At 56.3% G+C, this 17875-nt stretch carries 16 protein-coding genes and 3 pseudogenes; 12 read left to right on the forward strand and 7 right to left on the reverse strand.

The genetic code is table 11. The annotated features are described in order from the left end of the window. Nucleotides 1-144 precede the first annotated feature (144 nt). The 3 genes from ACLH1I_RS11290 to hslJ all read left to right on the forward strand — a co-directional run bounded on the left by ACLH1I_RS11290 (nt 145) and on the right by hslJ (nt 2347). Nucleotides 145-645, forward strand: a complete 501-nt coding sequence (locus ACLH1I_RS11290) for a DedA family protein (protein WP_004204015.1) — start codon at nt 145-147, stop codon at nt 643-645. Between the two features lie 148 nt (nt 646-793). Continuing rightward, nucleotides 794-1783 (forward strand): 2-hydroxyacid dehydrogenase, encoded by a 990-nt coding sequence (locus ACLH1I_RS11295; protein WP_004204014.1) that lies wholly within the window; start codon nt 794-796, stop codon nt 1781-1783. 123 nt (nt 1784-1906) lie between these two features. After that, nucleotides 1907-2347 carry a heat shock protein HslJ gene (hslJ, locus tag ACLH1I_RS11300; protein WP_004204013.1) on the forward strand — a complete coding sequence of 147 codons (441 nt, stop codon included), beginning with the start codon at nt 1907-1909 and terminating at the stop codon, nt 2345-2347. Between the two features lie 31 nt (nt 2348-2378). On the opposite strand, the gene ACLH1I_RS11305 is transcribed toward hslJ, so the two are convergent. Then, nucleotides 2379-2642 carry a DUF333 domain-containing protein gene (locus tag ACLH1I_RS11305; protein WP_004140155.1) on the reverse strand — a complete coding sequence of 88 codons (264 nt, stop codon included), beginning with the start codon at nt 2640-2642 and terminating at the stop codon, nt 2379-2381. Nucleotides 2643-3003: 361 nt separating this feature from the next. Between ACLH1I_RS11305 and nifJ the strand changes: the two genes are divergently transcribed. The 5 genes and pseudogenes from nifJ to ACLH1I_RS11330 form a co-directional block, all read left to right on the forward strand. Then, complete coding sequence (gene nifJ / locus ACLH1I_RS11310) at nt 3004-6531, forward strand: pyruvate:ferredoxin (flavodoxin) oxidoreductase (protein WP_064794805.1); 3528 nt, start codon at nt 3004-3006, stop codon at nt 6529-6531. 357 nt (nt 6532-6888) lie between these two features. Continuing rightward, a complete protein-coding gene (gene ompK37, locus ACLH1I_RS11315; protein ID WP_023318087.1) occupies nt 6889-8013 on the forward strand; it encodes a porin OmpK37 in 1125 nt (374 codons plus the stop codon). A gap of 142 nt (nt 8014-8155) precedes the next feature. Then, a complete protein-coding gene (locus tag ACLH1I_RS11320) occupies nt 8156-8368 on the forward strand; it encodes a KTSC domain-containing protein (RefSeq protein WP_004203998.1) in 213 nt (70 codons plus the stop codon). Between the two features lie 81 nt (nt 8369-8449). Beyond that, nucleotides 8450-8884: a universal stress protein UspF gene (gene uspF, locus ACLH1I_RS11325; RefSeq protein WP_017898748.1), complete on the forward strand. Its 435-nt coding sequence runs from the start codon at nt 8450-8452 to the stop codon at nt 8882-8884. A 338-nt stretch (nt 8885-9222) separates the two neighbouring features. Continuing rightward, nucleotides 9223-9390, forward strand: a pseudogene (locus ACLH1I_RS11330) (SOS response-associated peptidase); the annotation flags it as partial. 291 nt (nt 9391-9681) lie between these two features. Here ACLH1I_RS11330 and ACLH1I_RS11335 read toward each other — a convergent pair. The 3 genes and pseudogenes from ACLH1I_RS11335 to ACLH1I_RS11345 form a co-directional block, all read right to left on the reverse strand. Then, on the reverse strand, nt 9682-9942 hold the full coding sequence (locus ACLH1I_RS11335) for a bacteriocin immunity protein (protein ID WP_004203992.1): 261 nt from the start codon (nt 9940-9942) through the stop codon (nt 9682-9684). A 205-nt stretch (nt 9943-10147) separates the two neighbouring features. Beyond that, nucleotides 10148-10264, reverse strand: a pseudogene (locus ACLH1I_RS11340) (hypothetical protein); the annotation flags it as partial. Between the two features lie 172 nt (nt 10265-10436). Beyond that, the gene (locus ACLH1I_RS11345) at nt 10437-10757 is read right to left on the reverse strand and encodes a TonB family protein (protein WP_071600372.1); all 321 of its coding nucleotides are present in this window, start codon (nt 10755-10757) and stop codon (nt 10437-10439) included. 446 nt (nt 10758-11203) lie between these two features. Between ACLH1I_RS11345 and ACLH1I_RS11350 the strand changes: the two are divergent. Both ACLH1I_RS11350 and ttcA read left to right on the forward strand, forming a co-directional pair. Further along, nucleotides 11204-11638 (forward strand): annotated as a pseudogene (locus ACLH1I_RS11350) (tyrosine-type recombinase/integrase); the annotation flags it as partial. A gap of 48 nt (nt 11639-11686) precedes the next feature. Further along, a complete protein-coding gene (gene ttcA / locus ACLH1I_RS11355; protein WP_004203988.1) occupies nt 11687-12622 on the forward strand; it encodes a tRNA 2-thiocytidine(32) synthetase TtcA in 936 nt (311 codons plus the stop codon). 45 nt (nt 12623-12667) lie between these two features. Here the strand turns inward: ttcA and dbpA are convergent, their stop codons facing one another. From dbpA to zntB, 3 genes are all read right to left on the reverse strand, one after another. Continuing rightward, entirely contained in the window at nt 12668-14041 is a 1374-nt protein-coding gene (gene dbpA / locus ACLH1I_RS11360; RefSeq protein WP_004203986.1) for an ATP-dependent RNA helicase DbpA, read from the reverse strand. 14 nt (nt 14042-14055) lie between these two features. Beyond that, on the reverse strand, nt 14056-14232 hold the full coding sequence (locus ACLH1I_RS11365; RefSeq protein WP_369707506.1) for a hypothetical protein: 177 nt from the start codon (nt 14230-14232) through the stop codon (nt 14056-14058). Between the two features lie 335 nt (nt 14233-14567). Then, on the reverse strand, nt 14568-15551 hold the full coding sequence (zntB, locus tag ACLH1I_RS11370) for a zinc transporter ZntB (RefSeq protein ID WP_004203984.1): 984 nt from the start codon (nt 15549-15551) through the stop codon (nt 14568-14570). Nucleotides 15552-15829: 278 nt separating this feature from the next. Between zntB and ACLH1I_RS11375 the strand changes: the two genes are divergently transcribed. Further along, the gene (locus tag ACLH1I_RS11375; RefSeq protein ID WP_004203983.1) at nt 15830-16573 is read left to right on the forward strand and encodes a DeoR/GlpR family DNA-binding transcription regulator; all 744 of its coding nucleotides are present in this window, start codon (nt 15830-15832) and stop codon (nt 16571-16573) included. Beyond that, the gene (locus tag ACLH1I_RS11380) at nt 16536-17654 is read left to right on the forward strand and encodes an oxidoreductase (RefSeq protein ID WP_064794803.1); all 1119 of its coding nucleotides are present in this window, start codon (nt 16536-16538) and stop codon (nt 17652-17654) included. The genes ACLH1I_RS11375 and ACLH1I_RS11380 overlap by 38 nt, the downstream gene beginning before the upstream one ends. The last annotated feature ends 221 nt before the right edge of the window (nt 17655-17875 follow it).

A 17875-nucleotide genomic window follows, 5' to 3' on the forward strand; every position in this document is an offset into this window, starting at 1 on the left:
GACCAGTGAGTGAAAGTTTGCGACCTGTTAAAGCATAGTTGCCAGCCGGTATCGCGGCGCGGCGATCGGCCGTCACCATTTAACTTTTGTTTAAGCCCCCCCTGCCACACTCCAGAAAGATAGGTATTGCTTGCGGGAGAGACGGTGTCGTTAATTATCTCGCTCATTGAGAGCGCACAGGGCCACTATCCATTGGTATTACTGATGGTTTTCTTGCTCACTTTCACTAAATCCTGCGCGCTGGTGTCGCTGGCCATCCCGGGCACCTCCGGCCTGCTGCTGCTGGGGACATTCGCTTCCGCCAGCCTCGGTCATTTCCTGCTAATGTGGTCCAGCGCCAGCCTCGGCGCCATCGGCGGATTCTGGCTCTCGTGGTGGTTGGGCGTTCGCTATCGTCACCGCCTTACGCAGTTACGCTGGCTGACCGCCGAGCGGCTGGCCCGCAGCCGACTCTTTTTTCAGCGCCGCGGGCTGTGGGCGGTCTTTTTCAGCCGCTTTCTCTCTCCCCTGCGAGCCACCCTGCCCCTGGTCAGCGGCGCCAGCGGCCTGCCGCTGTGGTCGTTTCAGCTGGCTAACGTCAGCTCCGGTCTGCTGTGGCCGTTTCTGCTGCTCTCCCCCGGCGCTTTAAGCCTGAGTTTGTGGTAAAAAAAACTTTGTCTTTCAAAGAGATTCCTCAAATCCGCGATATGCTCTAGAATTAGGATAAGCACCTGCCATTTAAACTATTTTTTAATAATTGTACGATTATTTTAAATATGCTACCGTGACGTTATAATCACTGGAGAAAAGTCTTATGAAAATCGCGGTTTACAGTACGAAGCAGTACGATAAAAAGTACCTGCAGCACGTGAATGATACCTACGGCTTTGAACTGGAATTCTTCGACTTCCTGCTGACAGAGAAAACCGCCAAAACCGCCAACGGTTGCGAAGCGGTATGTATCTTCGTCAATGACGACGGCAGCCGTCCGGTGCTGGAGGAACTGAAGGCCCACGGCGTGAAGTATATCGCCCTGCGCTGCGCCGGGTTTAACAACGTCGACCTCGAGGCGGCGAAAGAGCTTGGCCTGCGCGTCGTGCGCGTCCCGGCCTACTCGCCGGAAGCGGTGGCTGAGCATGCGATCGGCATGATGATGTCGCTTAACCGCCGCATCCACCGCGCCTACCAGCGTACCCGTGATGCTAATTTCTCCCTGGAAGGCCTCACCGGTTTCACCATGTATGGCAAAACCGCCGGGGTGATTGGCACCGGGAAAATTGGCGTGGCGATGCTGCGGATCCTCAAAGGTTTTGGCATGCGTCTGCTGGCGTTCGACCCGTACCCAAGCGCCGCCGCGCTGGAGTTGGGGGTGGAATATGTCGACCTCGCCACGCTGTACAAGGAGTCGGACGTGATCTCCCTGCACTGCCCGCTGACCGACGAAAACTACCATCTGCTCAATCGCGGGGCTTTCGATCAGATGAAGGACGGAGTGATGGTGATTAACACCAGCCGCGGCGCGCTGATCGACTCCCAGGCGGCCATCGATGCCCTGAAGCACCAAAAAATTGGCGCGCTGGGGCTGGACGTTTATGAGAACGAACGCGATCTGTTCTTCGAAGACAAATCCAACGACGTGATCCAGGATGACGTCTTCCGTCGCCTCTCCGCCTGCCACAACGTGCTGTTCACCGGCCATCAGGCGTTCCTCACCGCCGAGGCGCTGATCAGCATTTCGGAGACCACCCTGGGCAATCTGCAGCAGGTCGCCAACGGTGAAACCTGCCCGAACGCTATCGTCTGATTCCTTTCCCTTTTGTGCTCCTCTCCCCGGGGGGAGCACATTCAGATAATCCCCACAGATCCCCGCTGCGATACCGTTACACTGGCTTTGTTTTATTAGTAATGTGAATGTTTTGGAGTGAAAATGAACAAATTTGCGGCATTACTGGCGGCAGGGTTGCTGCTGTCCGGCTGTGTCTATAACAGTAAGGTGTCCACCGGCGCGGAACAGCTACAGCATCATCGTTTCGTGCTGACCAGCGTCAACGGCCAGGCGGTAAACGCTGGCGACCGGCCGCTGGAGCTGAGCTTCGGCGAGAAGATGGCTATTACCGGCAATATGTATGTTTCGGGCAATATGTGCAACGGCTTCAGCGGGGAAGGTAAGGTGTCGGACGGCGAGCTGAAGGTCAAATCGCTGGCGATGACCCGGATGCTGTGCCACGATGCCCAGCTTAATACCCTTGATGCGACCATTGGTAAGATGCTGCGCGAGGGCGCGCAGGTTGATCTGACGGAAAACCAGTTGACGCTGGCGACCGCCGACCAGACGCTGGTCTATAAGCTCGCCGACCTGATGCACTAGCCGGCGTTTTGATCCCGCTGCGGGGCTGCCATTAATAGCCGCAGCTTCCGCCCGCCAGCGCCTGCTCGCTGCAGCGTTTACCGTTCGGCAGCGCGCACATGCCAATCGCTGAACCATCGAGCTGACGAGCCACCGATAACGAGCCGCCTATCATGGCGCAGTTGGCCTGACCGGCGTCGCTCATCGCCGCCCGCATTCCTGGCGTGACGTGCGCCGCCGTGGCCTGCTGAACGGGTTCACTACTGCACGCCGACAGCAACAGCGCCGCACATCCCACTAACATCGCAGCTCGCATTTTCTCTCCCCTCGGAAACGTCTTAAAAAGCAAACCCAAGAATAATAGGCAGCGTGGCGCGCGGCGTCGAGAGGGGAAGTACGTATTTATGCGTCTCATTAACATTTTCTAGCAAATTTCTGCGTAAAGGTTGATCTGCACCGGGATAGTCACCGGGCGATGGCTCGCCTTCACGTCCAGAAAAGCTACTTTCTCCGCGAACCGCGCAAAATATTGATCTGGTCACGGGTAGCCGTCGTATTGAGGACACAAATGCAAAAATGGCGGCGCCAACGGTTTGCTAAACTAGCTCTTATATAATTACAGGGCGCGTCGCGGTTTCACGCGTCCATTCTTTTGCGCAATGTAAGGGTGTCTTCATATGATTACGATTGATGGTAATGGCGCGGTCGCTTCCGTCGCGTTTCGCACCAGTGAAGTTATCGCCATCTACCCGATCACGCCCAGTTCAACGATGGCGGAACAGGCTGACGCCTGGGCCGGCAATGGGCTGAAAAACGTCTGGGGCGATGTGCCCCGCGTGGTCGAAATGCAGTCGGAGGCAGGCGCCATTGGCGCCGTACATGGCGCGCTGCAGACTGGCGCCCTCTCCACGTCCTTTACCTCATCGCAGGGCCTGCTGCTGATGATCCCCACGCTGTACAAACTGGCCGGCCAGCTGATGCCGTTTGTCCTGCACGTCGCCGCCCGCACTGTCGCCACCCACGCGCTGTCGATCTTCGGCGACCATTCCGATGTGATGGCCGTCCGTCAGACCGGGTGCGCCATGCTGTGCGCCAGCAGCGTTCAGGAAGCGCAGGATTTCGCGCTGATCTCGCATATCGCCACCCTGCAAAGCCGGGTGCCGTTTATTCATTTCTTTGATGGTTTCCGCACTTCGCACGAAATCAACAAAATCGCCCCGCTGGCGGACGACACGATTCGCGCCCTGCTGCCGCAGGAGAAAATCGCTGAGCATCGCCAGCGCGCGCTCAATCCGGAACACCCGGTGATCCGCGGGACCTCCGCTAACCCTGACACCTACTTCCAGTCGCGGGAGGCCACCAACCCGTGGTACGACGCGGTTTATGATCATGTCGAGAAAGCGATGGATGACTTCGCCGCCGCCACCGGCCGCCAGTACAAACCGTTTGAGTTTTACGGCCATCCGCAGGCGGAACGCGTGATCGTCATTATGGGCTCGGCCATCGGCACCTGCGAAGAGGTGGTCGATGAACTGCTGAGCCGCGGCGAGAAAGTCGGCGTCCTGAAAGTGCGCCTCTATCGCCCATTCTCCGCCGCCCACCTGCTGGCAGCGCTGCCGGAGAGCGCCCGGGCGGTGGCGGTGCTGGATCGCACCAAAGAACCTGGCGCGCACGCGGAGCCACTGTATCTCGACGTGATGACCGCCCTGGCGGAAGCCTTTAACCGCGGCGAGCGCGAGACGCTGCCGCGGACCATCGGCGGCCGCTACGGTCTCTCTTCCAAGGAGTTCGGTCCGGAATGCGTGCTGGCGATATTCCATGAGCTGCAGGCCGCCCAGCCGAAGCCGCGCTTTACCGTCGGCATCTATGACGACGTGACCAACCTGTCGCTGCCGCTGGGCGAAAATACTCTGCCATCAGAGGCCAAGCTCGAAGCGCTGTTCTACGGCCTCGGCAGCGACGGCAGCGTGTCGGCCACCAAAAACAATATCAAAATCATCGGCAATTCCACCCCGTGGTTCTCCCAGGGGTACTTTGTCTATGACTCGAAGAAGGCGGGCGGCCTGACCGTCTCCCATCTGCGGGTCAGCGAAAAGCCGATTCGTTCTTCGTATCTGATTTCGCAGGCCGATTTCGTTGGCTGCCACCAGCTGCAGTTTATCGATAAATACCAGATGGCCGAGCGGCTGAAGCCCGGCGGCATTTTCCTGCTCAACACGCCGTACAGCGCCGATGAAGTCTGGTCCCGCCTGCCGCAGGAAGTGCAGGCCACCCTGAATCAGAAAAAAGCGCGTTTTTACGTGGTCAACGCGGCGAAGATCGCCCGCGAATGTAGCCTCGGGGCGCGCATTAATACCGTGATGCAGATGGCTTTCTTCCATCTGACTCACATCCTGCCTGGCGACAGCGCGCTGGCGGAACTGCAGGCGGCCATCGCCAAAAGCTACAGCAGCAAAGGCCAGGAGCTGGTGGAACGCAACTGGCAGGCGCTGGCCCTGGCCCGCGAGTCGCTGGCGGAAGTGCCGCTGCAGCCGGTGAATGCCAACAGTCCGAACCGCCCGCCGGTGGTCTCCGACGCCGCGCCGGATTTCGTCAAAACGGTCACCGCCGCGATGCTGGCCGGTCTCGGCGATGCGCTGCCGGTCTCCGCCCTGCCGCCGGACGGCACCTGGCCCATGGGCACCACGCGCTGGGAGAAACGCAACATCGCCGAAGAGATCCCCATCTGGAAGGAAGCGCTATGTACCCAGTGCAACCACTGCGTCGCCGCCTGCCCGCACTCGGCGATCCGCGCCAAAGTGGTCGCACCGGAAGAGATGGAGAACGCCCCTGCCAGTCTGCACTCGCTGGACGTCAAGTCCCGCGATATGCGCGGGCAGAAATACGTACTGCAGGTCGCCCCGGAAGACTGCACCGGCTGCAACCTGTGCGTGGAAGTGTGCCCGGCAAAAGATCGCCAGAATCCGGAGATCAAGGCCATCAATATGATGTCGCGCCTGGAGCATGTGGAAGAGGAGAAAGTGAATTACGATTACTTCCTCAACCTGCCGGAAATCGACCGCAGCAAACTGGAGCGTATTGATATCCGCACTTCGCAGCTGATCAGCCCGCTGTTTGAATACTCCGGCGCCTGCTCCGGCTGTGGCGAAACGCCGTATATCAAACTGCTGACCCAGCTGTATGGCGACCGGATGCTGATTGCCAATGCCACCGGCTGCTCATCCATTTACGGCGGCAACCTGCCCTCGACCCCGTACACGACCGACGCCAACGGCCGCGGCCCGGCGTGGGCCAACTCGCTGTTTGAGGATAACGCTGAATTCGGGCTCGGCTTCCGCTTAACCGTCGATCAACATCGTCAGCGCGTGATGCGCCTGCTGAGCGAATTCGCCGACCAGCTGCCGGCAGAGCTGAACGCGGCGCTGCATGCCGAGGCGACGCCGGAAGCGCGCCGTGAACAGGTGGCGGCCCTGCGCCAGGCGCTGACCGGCGTGCAAGGCGCTAAAGAGCTGCTGACCGATGCCGACGCGCTGGTGGAGAAATCCGTCTGGCTGATCGGCGGCGACGGCTGGGCCTACGATATCGGCTTCGGCGGCCTGGATCATGTGCTGAGCCTGACGGAAAACGTCAACATTCTGGTGCTGGATACCCAGTGTTACTCCAACACCGGCGGCCAGGCGTCAAAAGCCACCCCGCTGGGGGCGGTCACTAAGTTTGGCGAGCACGGTAAACGCAAGGCACGCAAAGATCTTGGCGTCAGCATGATGATGTATGGTCATGTCTATGTGGCGCAGATTTCGCTGGGCGCGCAGCTGAACCAGACGGTGAAAGCGATTCAGGAAGCGGAAGCCTATCCGGGGCCGTCGCTGATCATCGCCTACAGTCCTTGCGAAGAGCATGGCTACGATCTGGCGCTCAGCCACGATCAAATGCGTCAGCTGACCGCCACCGGCTTCTGGCCGCTCTACCGCTTCGACCCACGTCGGGCGGAAGAAGGCAAGATCCCGCTGGCGCTCGACTCTCGCCCACCGTCAGACGCCCTGGCTGAGACGCTGCTCAATGAGCAACGCTTCCGTCGCCTGAACGCCCAGCAGCCGGAAGTGGCGGAGCAGCTGTGGAAAGATGCTGCCGCCGACCTGCAGAAGCGCTACGACTTCCTCGCCCAGCTGGCTGGCAAAGCGGAGAAATCACCGAGCGAGAGCTAAGGTTATTTTCCATCCCGCAGCCATAAAAAAAGCCCGAACATGAAGTTCGGGCTTGTCGTTTTACCGATAACAAAATCATTCCGCAGAATGCGACGGCAAATAAAAATGCTTGGCATGACAATAAAGGCATATAACGCTCGAATAATACGCGATCAAACTGAATATGTATAATTTTTATTTTGTATATTAGTTGAAGATGTATTCATCATAATTATCACCATTACTTCAGTATTATTTTATTTAGATTTTACTTATATCGTAACAATTGAGTCTTATCATATCTCAGACCGCTCCTTTAGCATGAGTTCACTTCCTTCCCGGAAGCTAAAACATAAAAACAGTTAAAGGAATTTCTTCATGAAAAGAAAAGTACTGGCCCTCGTTATTCCGGCTTTATTAGCCGCTGGCGCCGCGCATGCGGCGGAAATTTATAATAAAGACGGAAATAAATTAGATGTCTATGGCAAGGTAGACGGTCTGCACTATTTCTCCAGCGACTCGAAAAAAGACGGCGACCAAACTTACGTTCGCTTTGGCTTTAAAGGCGAAACCCAGATCAACGATATGCTCACCGGTTACGGCCAGTGGGAATACAACGTTCAGGCCAACAATACCGAAAGCGCCGGCGATCAGGCGTGGACCCGTCTGGCCTTCGCCGGTATCAAAGTGGGCGATTACGGTTCCTTCGACTACGGTCGTAACTACGGCGTGCTGTACGACGTCGAAGGCTGGACCGATATGCTGCCGGAGTTCGGCGGCGACTCTTACACCTATGCGGATAACTTTATGGCAGGCCGCGCCAACGGCGTCGCGACCTACCGTAACAGCGACTTCTTCGGTCTGGTAGACGGTCTGAACTTCGCCCTGCAGTATCAGGGTAAAAACGAAGGCCAGAACGCCCAGGACATCAACGTCGGCACCAACAACCGCAGCAGCGACAGCGATGTTCGCTTTGACAACGGCGACGGTTTCGGTCTCTCTACCTCCTATAACTTCGGCATGGGCATCAGCGCGGCAGCGGCCTACACCTCATCTGACCGTACCAACGACCAGATGACCCAGACCAACGCCCGTGGCGATAAAGCTGAAGCCTGGACCGCTGGCCTGAAGTACGACGCCAACAATATCTACCTGGCGACCATGTACTCTGAAACCCGCAACATGACCCCTTACGGCAACGACGGCGTGGCCAACAAAACGCAAAACTTCGAAGTCACCGCTCAGTATCAGTTCGACTTTGGTCTGCGTCCGGCTATCTCCTATCTGCAGTCCAAAGGCAAAGATCTCTATAATACCGGCAGCTACGCCGATAAAGATCTGGTCAAATATATGGACGTCGGCGCCACCTATTACTTCAACCGTAATATGTCCACCTACGTTGATTACAAAATCAATCTGCTGGATGACAACGACAGCTTCTACAAAGACAACGGTATCTCTACCGACAACATCGTCGCGTTGGGCCTGGTTTACCAGTTCTGATGCGCCAGCCCGCCGGTTCCGGCGGGCTTTCTCTCTCTGCATCGCAGCAGCTAAAACAAAACAATATATCCCACCGCTTAAAATAAGCGTCCGTTTAGTGATATAGTCGTGCTCAGTCAGTGCCTGCCCGAGGACGTCCATCATGCATCATCACCCGGTTAAATCTTCCCGAATTATCTCTGTCGCCTATGATGACGCCTCCGCCACGCTGGAAATTTGTTTTTATCACCAGCCGCCGTTGCAATATACCGGCGTTCCACCGCGTATTTTTCGTGACTTTTTACAGGTGGTGTCAAAAGGTCGGTTTTATGACGGCGTGATAAAGGGAAAATTTCCCGAACACAAGTCACGTTAATGTCAAAGTGTGACTGCGGTCATGATACAAAACGTGTCATAATGCCGTACAATATGAGGGGATACTTAAACAGGAGGTTTTATGAGCAGAATGATTCTTGTCCCCATCGATATCTCTGATAAAGAATTTACTGAACGCATTATCAGTCACGTTGAATCGGAAGCGCGGATTGACGACGCTGAGGTCCATTTCCTCTCCGTTATCCCTTCCCTGCCTTATTATGCCTCACTGGGAATGGCCTATACCGCCGAACTGCCTGGTATGGATGAGCTGCGTGAAGGAACGGAAACGCAGCTTAAAGAACTCGCGAAACAGTTCTCTATCCCGGAAGATCGGAAACATTTTCACGTTGCCGAAGGATCGCCAAAAGATAAGATCCTCGCGCTGGCCAAGTCGCTACCCGCCGACCTGGTGATCATCGCTTCGCACCGGCCGGATATCACCACCTATCTGCTGGGCTCCAACGCCGCCGCGGTGGTCCGCCACGCCGAGTGCTCGGTGCTGGTCGTCCGCTAGCGCCATAGCCCGCCGCCCGGCGGGCTGTTTATTTTTACTTCTGCTCCACCAGCTTGCCTGCCCGCAGCGGAAAGTGCCGGAAAGATGCTGACATTCCGCCCCTGAATCCGTACCATACACGCCACGGTTGTCTGTCAGACCTCATTAATTGCTACGCGCCAGCGCCACGTTGTCCAGCGGCTGGCACAACGCGTGCTCTTCTGATGCCACACTATGAATTGAGCCACTATTACATGCTGCAAAATCAAGAAATTAGTAAAAATGTACAACACCAATAAGTTGTGCCCCCTCCAACCAACTGAATTTATTTTATATTTACATACAGCCAGCCCCCACAGCGCCGGCCGCTGGTCCTGGCACCTGAATCCACCTGGGAATGGATGAGGCAGGCTATTCGAGGAAAAGAGGTGAATGAGATAATTGCAGATGGTGCGGTACCTGCTGATCATTTCACATGGCACCCCGTTTTCCGAGCGGTGGACAACGTTAGGAATCAGGGGGCGTAATTGATTGAGGCTATTAAAATCCAATAACCTGATAATACCCGCACCCTGCTGAAAGCAGACCTTGGTGTTCTGATTGCCTTTTGCATCGGGAATGCCCTCAAAGCGCATAAGTTAAGGAAGTTGCTCAGGCTCCGACGGCATCTTTAGGGCTGGTTGATAAAAAATCAAAATTGTGAACTACTTTCACCGATAATAAATTCAACGTAATAAAAAACCGCCGGCGCGAGTTTCAATCAGAAGTCATCTATTATCACGTTAAGATAGGTAAGATAACGCAACTGTACCGATCAGCTACTCTTTGAAACCAGGCTTGCCATTCCTGGCCCGCCATTCTTTCACTTCCTTAACAACCCTTTCCGGACTATCCTCTCGGCCCTTTGGAGGATAGAAAATTACATCAGAACCATCAGGGTGTTCAGTGATACGTTCAAACTCTAAAACATTTTGCACATCTTCATCTTCGGTTGTATTATCCGGATTAAATATCTTTTTCACAAAAGCTAAAAACTCAGATTCGGTGTAATCAGAAATGCTTTTTTTATTGTCCATCATTTACCACCATTGCTTAGTGAACTTCGACATGGCTTTTTGTGCATCATAACTCGCCAGTTCTCAATACCATACACATCACCGGTATTTTAATAGCTTTTGCGTGTTCTAATTCATGTTTAAGCCTTCCCCCGACATGCTCATTTTACGAATGAACGACCATGTTTCTAACTTGATACCCCCTAAGCTAGCTTGTCAAACCGCTCAGTTAGCTCAGTGGTATCAGAAACCGCCTTCCTGAAAGCTCTCCGAATGAATGAAAGTTCGAAAACTCACAGCCACGAAATTTTTCAGCAATCACACTGGGAACAGGAGAGCCTAACTCGTCTCCAGTTTTTTTTCAGCCAACCATGACTAACCTGCTCCCCTTAACCAGTGATTTTGCCAGGTAAATCTCTAGAGCTTGCCAACATAACATCACTTGGCTCGACTCCCATTGCAAGAGCATCAGGCTGCTAGATCTCTCAGTACAGAAAATCCAGGTAGGCTAGCAGTATTTACGGTTGAGATGGACGAAATCTTATTGTTCCACGCGCAATGCCTGGCTTTCCGGGCTCATACTTGCATTTTCTCATTGCTGATCTTGTTTCTCTAAAAAAGAGCTCAGCACCAGTTGTCTCAACAGAAGTTACTTCCCCTTTTTCATTTACTGAGGCAGCGTAATTTACAGTGCCACTAATCCGATTAGCCATGGCAGAAACTGGATAATAAGGATTAGGGCAACTTATCCGCACAGGCACCACTTCTTCTTTATTTCCTGCAGCAAGTGCCAAGTTTGATATAAGAACAGCGCAAACCAGAAGTAATGTTTTTTTCATAACCGATACCAATTGTTGTTTTCCTTATGTCTATAGATCCCTAATACGCCTTTTTCATGCAACGCCGGAGGATGCGGATCCACTTCTTCATCCCCGCTGGTATGGAGGGGATTATATATCACAGCCGGGTTAGCTGCGCGCTTTGCGTTCTGCGGGGGATTGAGGCATCGCCATTCTTCCGCAGGGCTACTCCTTCCCTATAACGCTTCCATTCACCTATATTCCATTAAAAAATGAGGAGTTTCGACTTATCATTTAGGGTCAAGTAAAGTAAACACCTCTCTTACAGCCAGATTTCCAATCTTATGTGAGCCCCAAAACCCGGCACTGATTGCCGGGTATTTTATTGCTTCCCAGGTGCTTTTACGGTTTCTCACGCCCGGCACATCTCCGGCGAGTTACCTCTCACCAGCGCCTCAGCAAAAGGCCTCGGTATGGCATTAGCAGCAGGAAATCGGACGATACAATTGCTTGGCCCTGCCCTGGACGCGCTGAAAGCGCAGCATGAACTGACAGCTGGACATCCGGTATCCACTATCACGTTTCACCACAGGGAATACGGCTCAAGCGAGGAACAGAATTTGCGATTTGTTTTCATGCCGCGGAGACGGAAAGGCGAGCAAAAACCCTGCTACTCGCACAGCAGCATAGGCAGTAGATGGGAAGCTGCAGTAAAACGCGCTGGCATTCGCCGCAGGAATCCGTACCATACGCGGCATACTTTTGCCTGCTGGCTCCTGACGGCTGGCGCAAACCCGTCTTTTATAGCCAATCAGATGGGGCATGAAAACGCGCAAATGGTGTACGACGTTTATAGTACATGGATAGAAGAGATGAACGGCGACCAGGTTTCTATGTTGAATTCCCGGCTTGGGCTTTAACACATTTTGCCCCCTATATGCCCCTTTTAGATTTTGAGAATGTTAATAATGCAAGAAAATCAAGAACTTACAAAGAAAGAGAAATACAACATCGATAAGCTGCAGAAACGTCTGCGCCGCAACGTCGGTGAGGCGATCGCCGACTTCAATATGATTGAAGAGGGCGACCGCATTATGGTTTGTCTGTCAGGCGGCAAGGACAGCTATACCATGCTGGAGATCCTGCGTAACCTGCAGAAAAGCGCGCCCATCTCCTTCTCGCTGGTGGCGGTGAATCTCGACCAGAAACAGCCTGGGTTCCCGGAGCATATTCTGCCGGCGTATCTTGAGCAGCTGGGCGTTGAATATAAGATTGTTGAAGAGAACACCTACGGCATCGTCAAAGAGAAGATCCCGGAAGGGAAAACCACCTGCTCGCTGTGCTCTCGCCTGCGTCGCGGCATTCTCTACCGTACCGCCACCGAACTTGGCGCCACCAAGATTGCCCTCGGCCATCATCGAGACGACATCCTGCAGACGCTGTTCCTGAATATGTTCTACGGCGGCAAAATGAAAGGAATGCCGCCGAAGCTGATGAGCGACGACGGCAAACACATCGTCATCCGCCCGCTGGCCTACTGCCGCGAAAAGGACATCGAGCGTTTCTCCCAGGCCAAGGGCTTCCCGATCATTCCTTGCAACCTGTGCGGTTCGCAGCCTAACCTGCAGCGCCAGGTGATCGCCGATATGCTTCGCGACTGGGATAAGCGTTATCCGGGACGCATTGAAACCATGTTTAGCGCAATGCAGAACGTGGTGCCTTCGCACCTGAGCGACGTTAATCTGTTTGATTTTAAAGGCATCACCCACGGCTCCGAGGTGGTGGACGGCGGCGATTTAGCGTTTGACAGGGAAGAGATTCCCCTGCAGCCTGCCGGCTGGCAGCCGGAGGAAGAGGACGCCCGGTTGGATGAGCTGCGTCTGAACGTAGTGGAAGTGAAGTAACCTGCAAGCGTCTCAGGCCGCCGCCTGAGACGCGCTATTCTGCCCTTACTTCAGCAGTCGTACGCGGCAGGCTTTGCCTTTGATCTTGCCGTTTTGTAACTGCTTATACGCCTTCTGCGCCATATTCTGGCGGATCGCCACATAGACGTGGGCCGGGTGGACGTTAATTTTGCCGATATCGGCGCCATCAAATCCCATATCACCGGTCAACGCCCCCAGCACATCCCCCGGGCGCATTTTCGCCTTTTTTCCGCCGTCGATGCACAGCGTCGCCATCTCCGCCGTCAGCGGCGTGATAGCGTTACCCGCCGGCGCCGGCAGCCAGTTGAGGGATAACTGCAGCATGTCGGCCAGAATGGTGGCGCGCTGCGCCTCTTCCGGCGCGCAGAAGCTGATAGCCAGACCTTGTTCGCCGGCGCGGGCGGTACGGCCGATGCGGTGCACATGCACTTCCGGATCCCAGGCCAGCTCGAAGTTCACCACCAGCGCGAGAGATTTGATGTCCAGGCCGCGGGCAGCGACATCGGTCGCCACCAGAACCCGGACGCTGCCGTTCGCGAAGCGCACCAGCGTTTGATCGCGGTCGCGCTGCTCGAGGTCACCGTGCAGCGATAATGCGCTCTGCCCGGCGGCGTTGAGCGCATCGCAGACCGCCTGGCAATCGCGCTTGGTATTGCAGAACACCACGCAGGACGCCGGCTGATGCTGGCTGAGCAGACGCTGGAGCAGCGCAATCTTGCCGTGGCGGGAAACTTCAAAGAACTGCTGTTCGATAGCCGGTAACGCATCGACGCTGTCAATCTCAATCGTTTCCGGATGACGCTGCACCCGGCCGCTGATCGCCGCGATTGCCGCAGGCCAGGTGGCGGAAAACAGCAGCGTCTGCCGGTCAGCCGGCGCGAAGCGGATCACCTCGTCGATGGCGTCGCTGAAGCCCATATCGAGCATGCGGTCCGCTTCATCCATCACCAGGGTCTGCAGCGCGTCGAGAGAGACCGTCCCCTTCTGCAGATGATCGAGCAGACGGCCCGGAGTGGCGACGATAATATGCGGGGCGTGCTGCAGTGAATCGCGCTGGGCGCCAAACGGCTGCCCGCCGCAGAGCATCAAAATCTTGATGTTCGGCAGGCAGCGCGCCAGACGGCGCAGCTCGCCGGCAACCTGATCGGCCAGTTCGCGGGTCGGACACAGCACCAGCGACTGGGTCTCAAAGCGCGACGGATCGATATGCTGCAACAGACCCAGCCCGAAGGCGGCCGTTTTTCCGCTGCCGGTTTTTGCCTGCACGCGCACATCTTTCCCCGCGAGGATCGCCGGCAGGGCGGCGGCCTGAACCGGCGTCATCGACAGATAACCCAGCTCGTTAAGGTTGGCTAATTGGGCGGCAGGTAAAACAGTCAGGGTAGAAAAAGCGGTCACAATGTATTCTCGTATTAAAGGACAGACGATCTGCAGGCGCGTATCCTCGCAGATCTCCGCGCCTGATGCGACAATTTAATCGGCTCTTCATCAGGCGGCGGATCGGGCTGCGGCTGCGGACGCGGTCGTGGATCGGGTAAAGGAACCGGATCGTTCGGCTCGGGCGAGATGGGGATAGACTGGGCTGTCAGCCCTGAAGCGTAATGCATAGTGGCCTCCCGGAAAGTGATACGGGCGTACCCGCAGGCGTAAACGGCCTGAAGACCGTCGGGTGTCTTAGTAAGCGTAGAAGCTGGTCAGGAGAGCGCAAAAAAAAAGCCGACTCAACAAAGTCGGCGTCGTACGAATCAATTGTGCTATGCAGTAATTCAAAAAAGGAAGTAAGACAATATGGAGCGCAACGCCCATCGCTTGACGTTGCATTCACCTGCGAGAGAGATATTGCCCTGAATGGGTAGAGGGTTTATTGATTTCGCTCAAACATTGCCGGGTTTTCCCGGCATCGTCGCTGCTAAAAGGCGATTCTTTACAACCATTTACTGCGATGTAACCACCATGCAACACCACCGATGACAACGACTAACATCAGGCAGAAGAGGCTAAACCCCAGATGCCAGCTGTTGCCAGGGATCCCGCCGAGGTTGACGCCGAACAGGCCAGTTAAAAAGGTGCTGGGCAGAAACACCATCGCCATCAAGGACATCGTATAGGTCCGCCGCGCCAGCGACTCCTGCATAATCTGGGCGATCTCATCGCTCATGATCGCCGTGCGGGCGATGCAGCTGTCGATCTCATCCAGCCCGCGCCCCAGCCGCTCGGCGATATCCTGCATCCGCCGCCGCTGATCGTCGCTCATCCACGGCAGGCGCTCGCTGGCCAGCCGGGCGTAAACATCGCGCTGCGGCGCCATATACCGGCGCATCACGATCAGCTGTTTACGCAGCAGGGCAAGGAAACCGCGCGGCGGCACCTGCTGATCGAGCAGGTCGTCTTCGAGGTCGATTATTCGGTCGTGCAGTTGTTCAATAAACTCACTGGCATGATCGGTCAGCGCGTCGCAGACTTCCACCAGCCAGCTGCCGCAGTCCGTCGGCCCATTGCCCTCCTTCAGGTCGCCCAGCACATCGTCGAGCGCCAGCACTTTGCGCTGACGAGTGGAGACGATCAGCCGCTCATCCATATAGAGACGCATCGCCACCAGCTGGTCTGGGCGTTCATCGGTGCTGCCGTTGATGCAGCGCAGGGTGATCAGCGCCCCGTCGCCGATCCGCGTTACCCGTGGTCGGGTGCTCTCGCCTGCTAGGGCATCGCGCACGTTATTGGGCAGTAGCGGGGTGGCCGCCAGCCAGTCGGCGCTGTCGCTATGGGTATAGTTGAGATGCAGCCAGCAGGGCTTCTCTTTGTCGATAATATCGTTATCGGCGAGCGGCTTCACGCCCCCCTGCCCGTCGAGCACCCACGCGAAGATCGCGTCCGGTATCTGCAACTCCGAGCCTTTAATCGCGTCCACTCAACCTCCGTTAATCCATGCCTGTCACATTGCACGCACTCTGTATAAGGTACGCGAAAGCGCGCTTTTTCGCTGTTTATTGCCCGGTGAAAGGGGCTAATCGCTTCATTAAAAAGCGCTTTCCCCCGGGCCGCGCCCACCTTCCTCATTTAACGTTAAAGTGTAGTGAAATCAAGTTCTTCAGGTTTTGCGCGCCTCAGTGCGACTTTTTGCGGTTTATTTTGCGACTTTATGCTGTATTATGCCGCTTATTGCGTCAACTTGCGGAGTCTCTCGTCATGCATAAGCTCGCCCGACAAAAACACATCCTCGACCGGCTAAGTGAAACCGGTCAGCTGAGCATCAGCGAACTGGTTGATGCGCTGCAGGTATCGGCCGATACCATACGCCGGGATCTCAGCGAGCTGGAAAACCAGGGCGTACTGCAGAAAAGCCACGGCGGCGCCATCGCGCTTAACGTCCCGGCGATGACGCGCCAGGGAAGAAACGCCCTGCTCCCCGGAACCAAGCAGCGTCTCGGCCAGCAGGTCGCCGCGCGCATCCCCTCCGGCTCGACGCTGTTTCTCGACGCCGGGAGTACCCTGCTGGCCGTCGCTACCCAGCTGAAAGGCCCCATGACCGTGATCACCGCGTCGCTGGATATCGCCCAGCTGTTTAGCGACCGCGCCGATATCCAGCTCATCCTGCTTGGCGGCCAGTGGGACAGTGAGCAGCGGCTGTTCGCCGGCAGCGCCACGCTGTCGCTGGTGTCGCGCTACCGCGCCGATATCGCGATTCTCGGCGCCTGCGCGTTGCATGCCGAGCTTGGACTGAGCGCCAGCCAGGAGGCCGATGCCGACGTAAAACGCGCCATGCTCGCCGCCAGCGCGGAACACTGGCTGGTGGCGGACCATACCAAAGTCAACCATTGCGAACCCTGGCTGGTGGCCGGTCTCAGCGACATACACCATCTTTTCCTCGATCGTCCCTGGCCTGAGCTGGGGGATGACCCTGCCCTCTCTGTACATATTGCTGACGCTTAACAACGCGGAGAACCTGATGAGTAACAACACGATAAATATCGCCCTGATTGGCTATGGCTTCGTCGGTAAGACCTTCCACGCGCCGCTTATCCGTTCGGTGCCGGGCCTGAACCTGGCCTTCGTCGCCTCGCGTGATGAAGAAAAAGTCAAACGCGACCTGCCGGACGTCACGGTGATCGCCTCCCCGGAAGCGGCGGTCCAGCATCCGGATGTCGATCTGGTGGTCATCGCCTCCCCCAACGCCACGCACGCGCCGCTGGCCCGCCTGGCGCTGAACGCCGGCAAGCATGTGGTGGTGGACAAACCCTTTACCCTTGATATGCAGGAGGCCCGGGAGCTGATCGCCCTGGCGCAGGAGAAACAGCGCCTGCTCTCCGTCTTCCATAACCGCCGCTGGGACAGCGACTATCTCGGGATCCGTCAGGTTATTGAGCAGGGCGCCATCGGCACGGTGAAACATTTTGAGTCCCATTTCGACCGTTTCCGCCCGGAAGTCCGCGTCCGCTGGCGCGAGCAGAACGTTCCCGGCAGCGGCTTATGGTTCGATTTGGGCCCGCACCTGATCGATCAGGCGCTGCAGCTGTTTGGTCTGCCGCAGTCGGTACAGGGCAACATTGCCACCCTGCGCGACGGCGCAGAGATCAACGACTGGGCGCACGTGGTGTTAAACTACCCGGCGCATAAAGCGATCCTCCACTGCAGCATGCTGGTCGCGGGGGGCTCCTCGCGCTTCATGGTGCATGGCGATAAAGGCAGCGTTGTCAAAGCGCGGGCCGACCAGCAGGAGAGCCAGCTGCTGGCGGGTGTGGTAGCGGGGAGCGCCGGCTGGGGTCAGGATGATGACAAGCTGGTGATCTATGACGCCTCGCTGCAGGCCCAAACTCAGCCTACCCCGTCGGGCGATCAGCGCCAGTACTATATGCAGATCCGCGACGCGCTGAAGGGCCAGATCGCCAATCCGGTGCCACCGGTTGAAGCGCTGGCGGTAATGGCCGTTCTGGAAGCGGCGGTGCGTTCCGCGGAAAGCGGCGTGGCGCAGACCCTCGACCTGACCGCCGACGAGCGCAACGCGCTGCGCTAAGCCTGTCGCTACTCCGGTTATCTGCGCGGCCCGCAGGTAACCGGGTCACCGCCCTGACTCCAGAAATAATCACTGCCTGTCAGCAGATTATCCTTTCTTTATCCTGCCTTTTTGCGTAAAGCACCGCTGGAAATTTCAGCCAATTGGGAGGAGGATAGAGAACAGATCGATCGTGATGAGAAAAAGGTTGCTGACGCTGTGGACGCGGTGACCGCAATACC

This window comes from Klebsiella sp. 1SOBk10mer, from assembly GCF_046602535.1.
GTDB classification, from domain to species: domain Bacteria; phylum Pseudomonadota; class Gammaproteobacteria; order Enterobacterales; family Enterobacteriaceae; genus Klebsiella; species Klebsiella quasipneumoniae.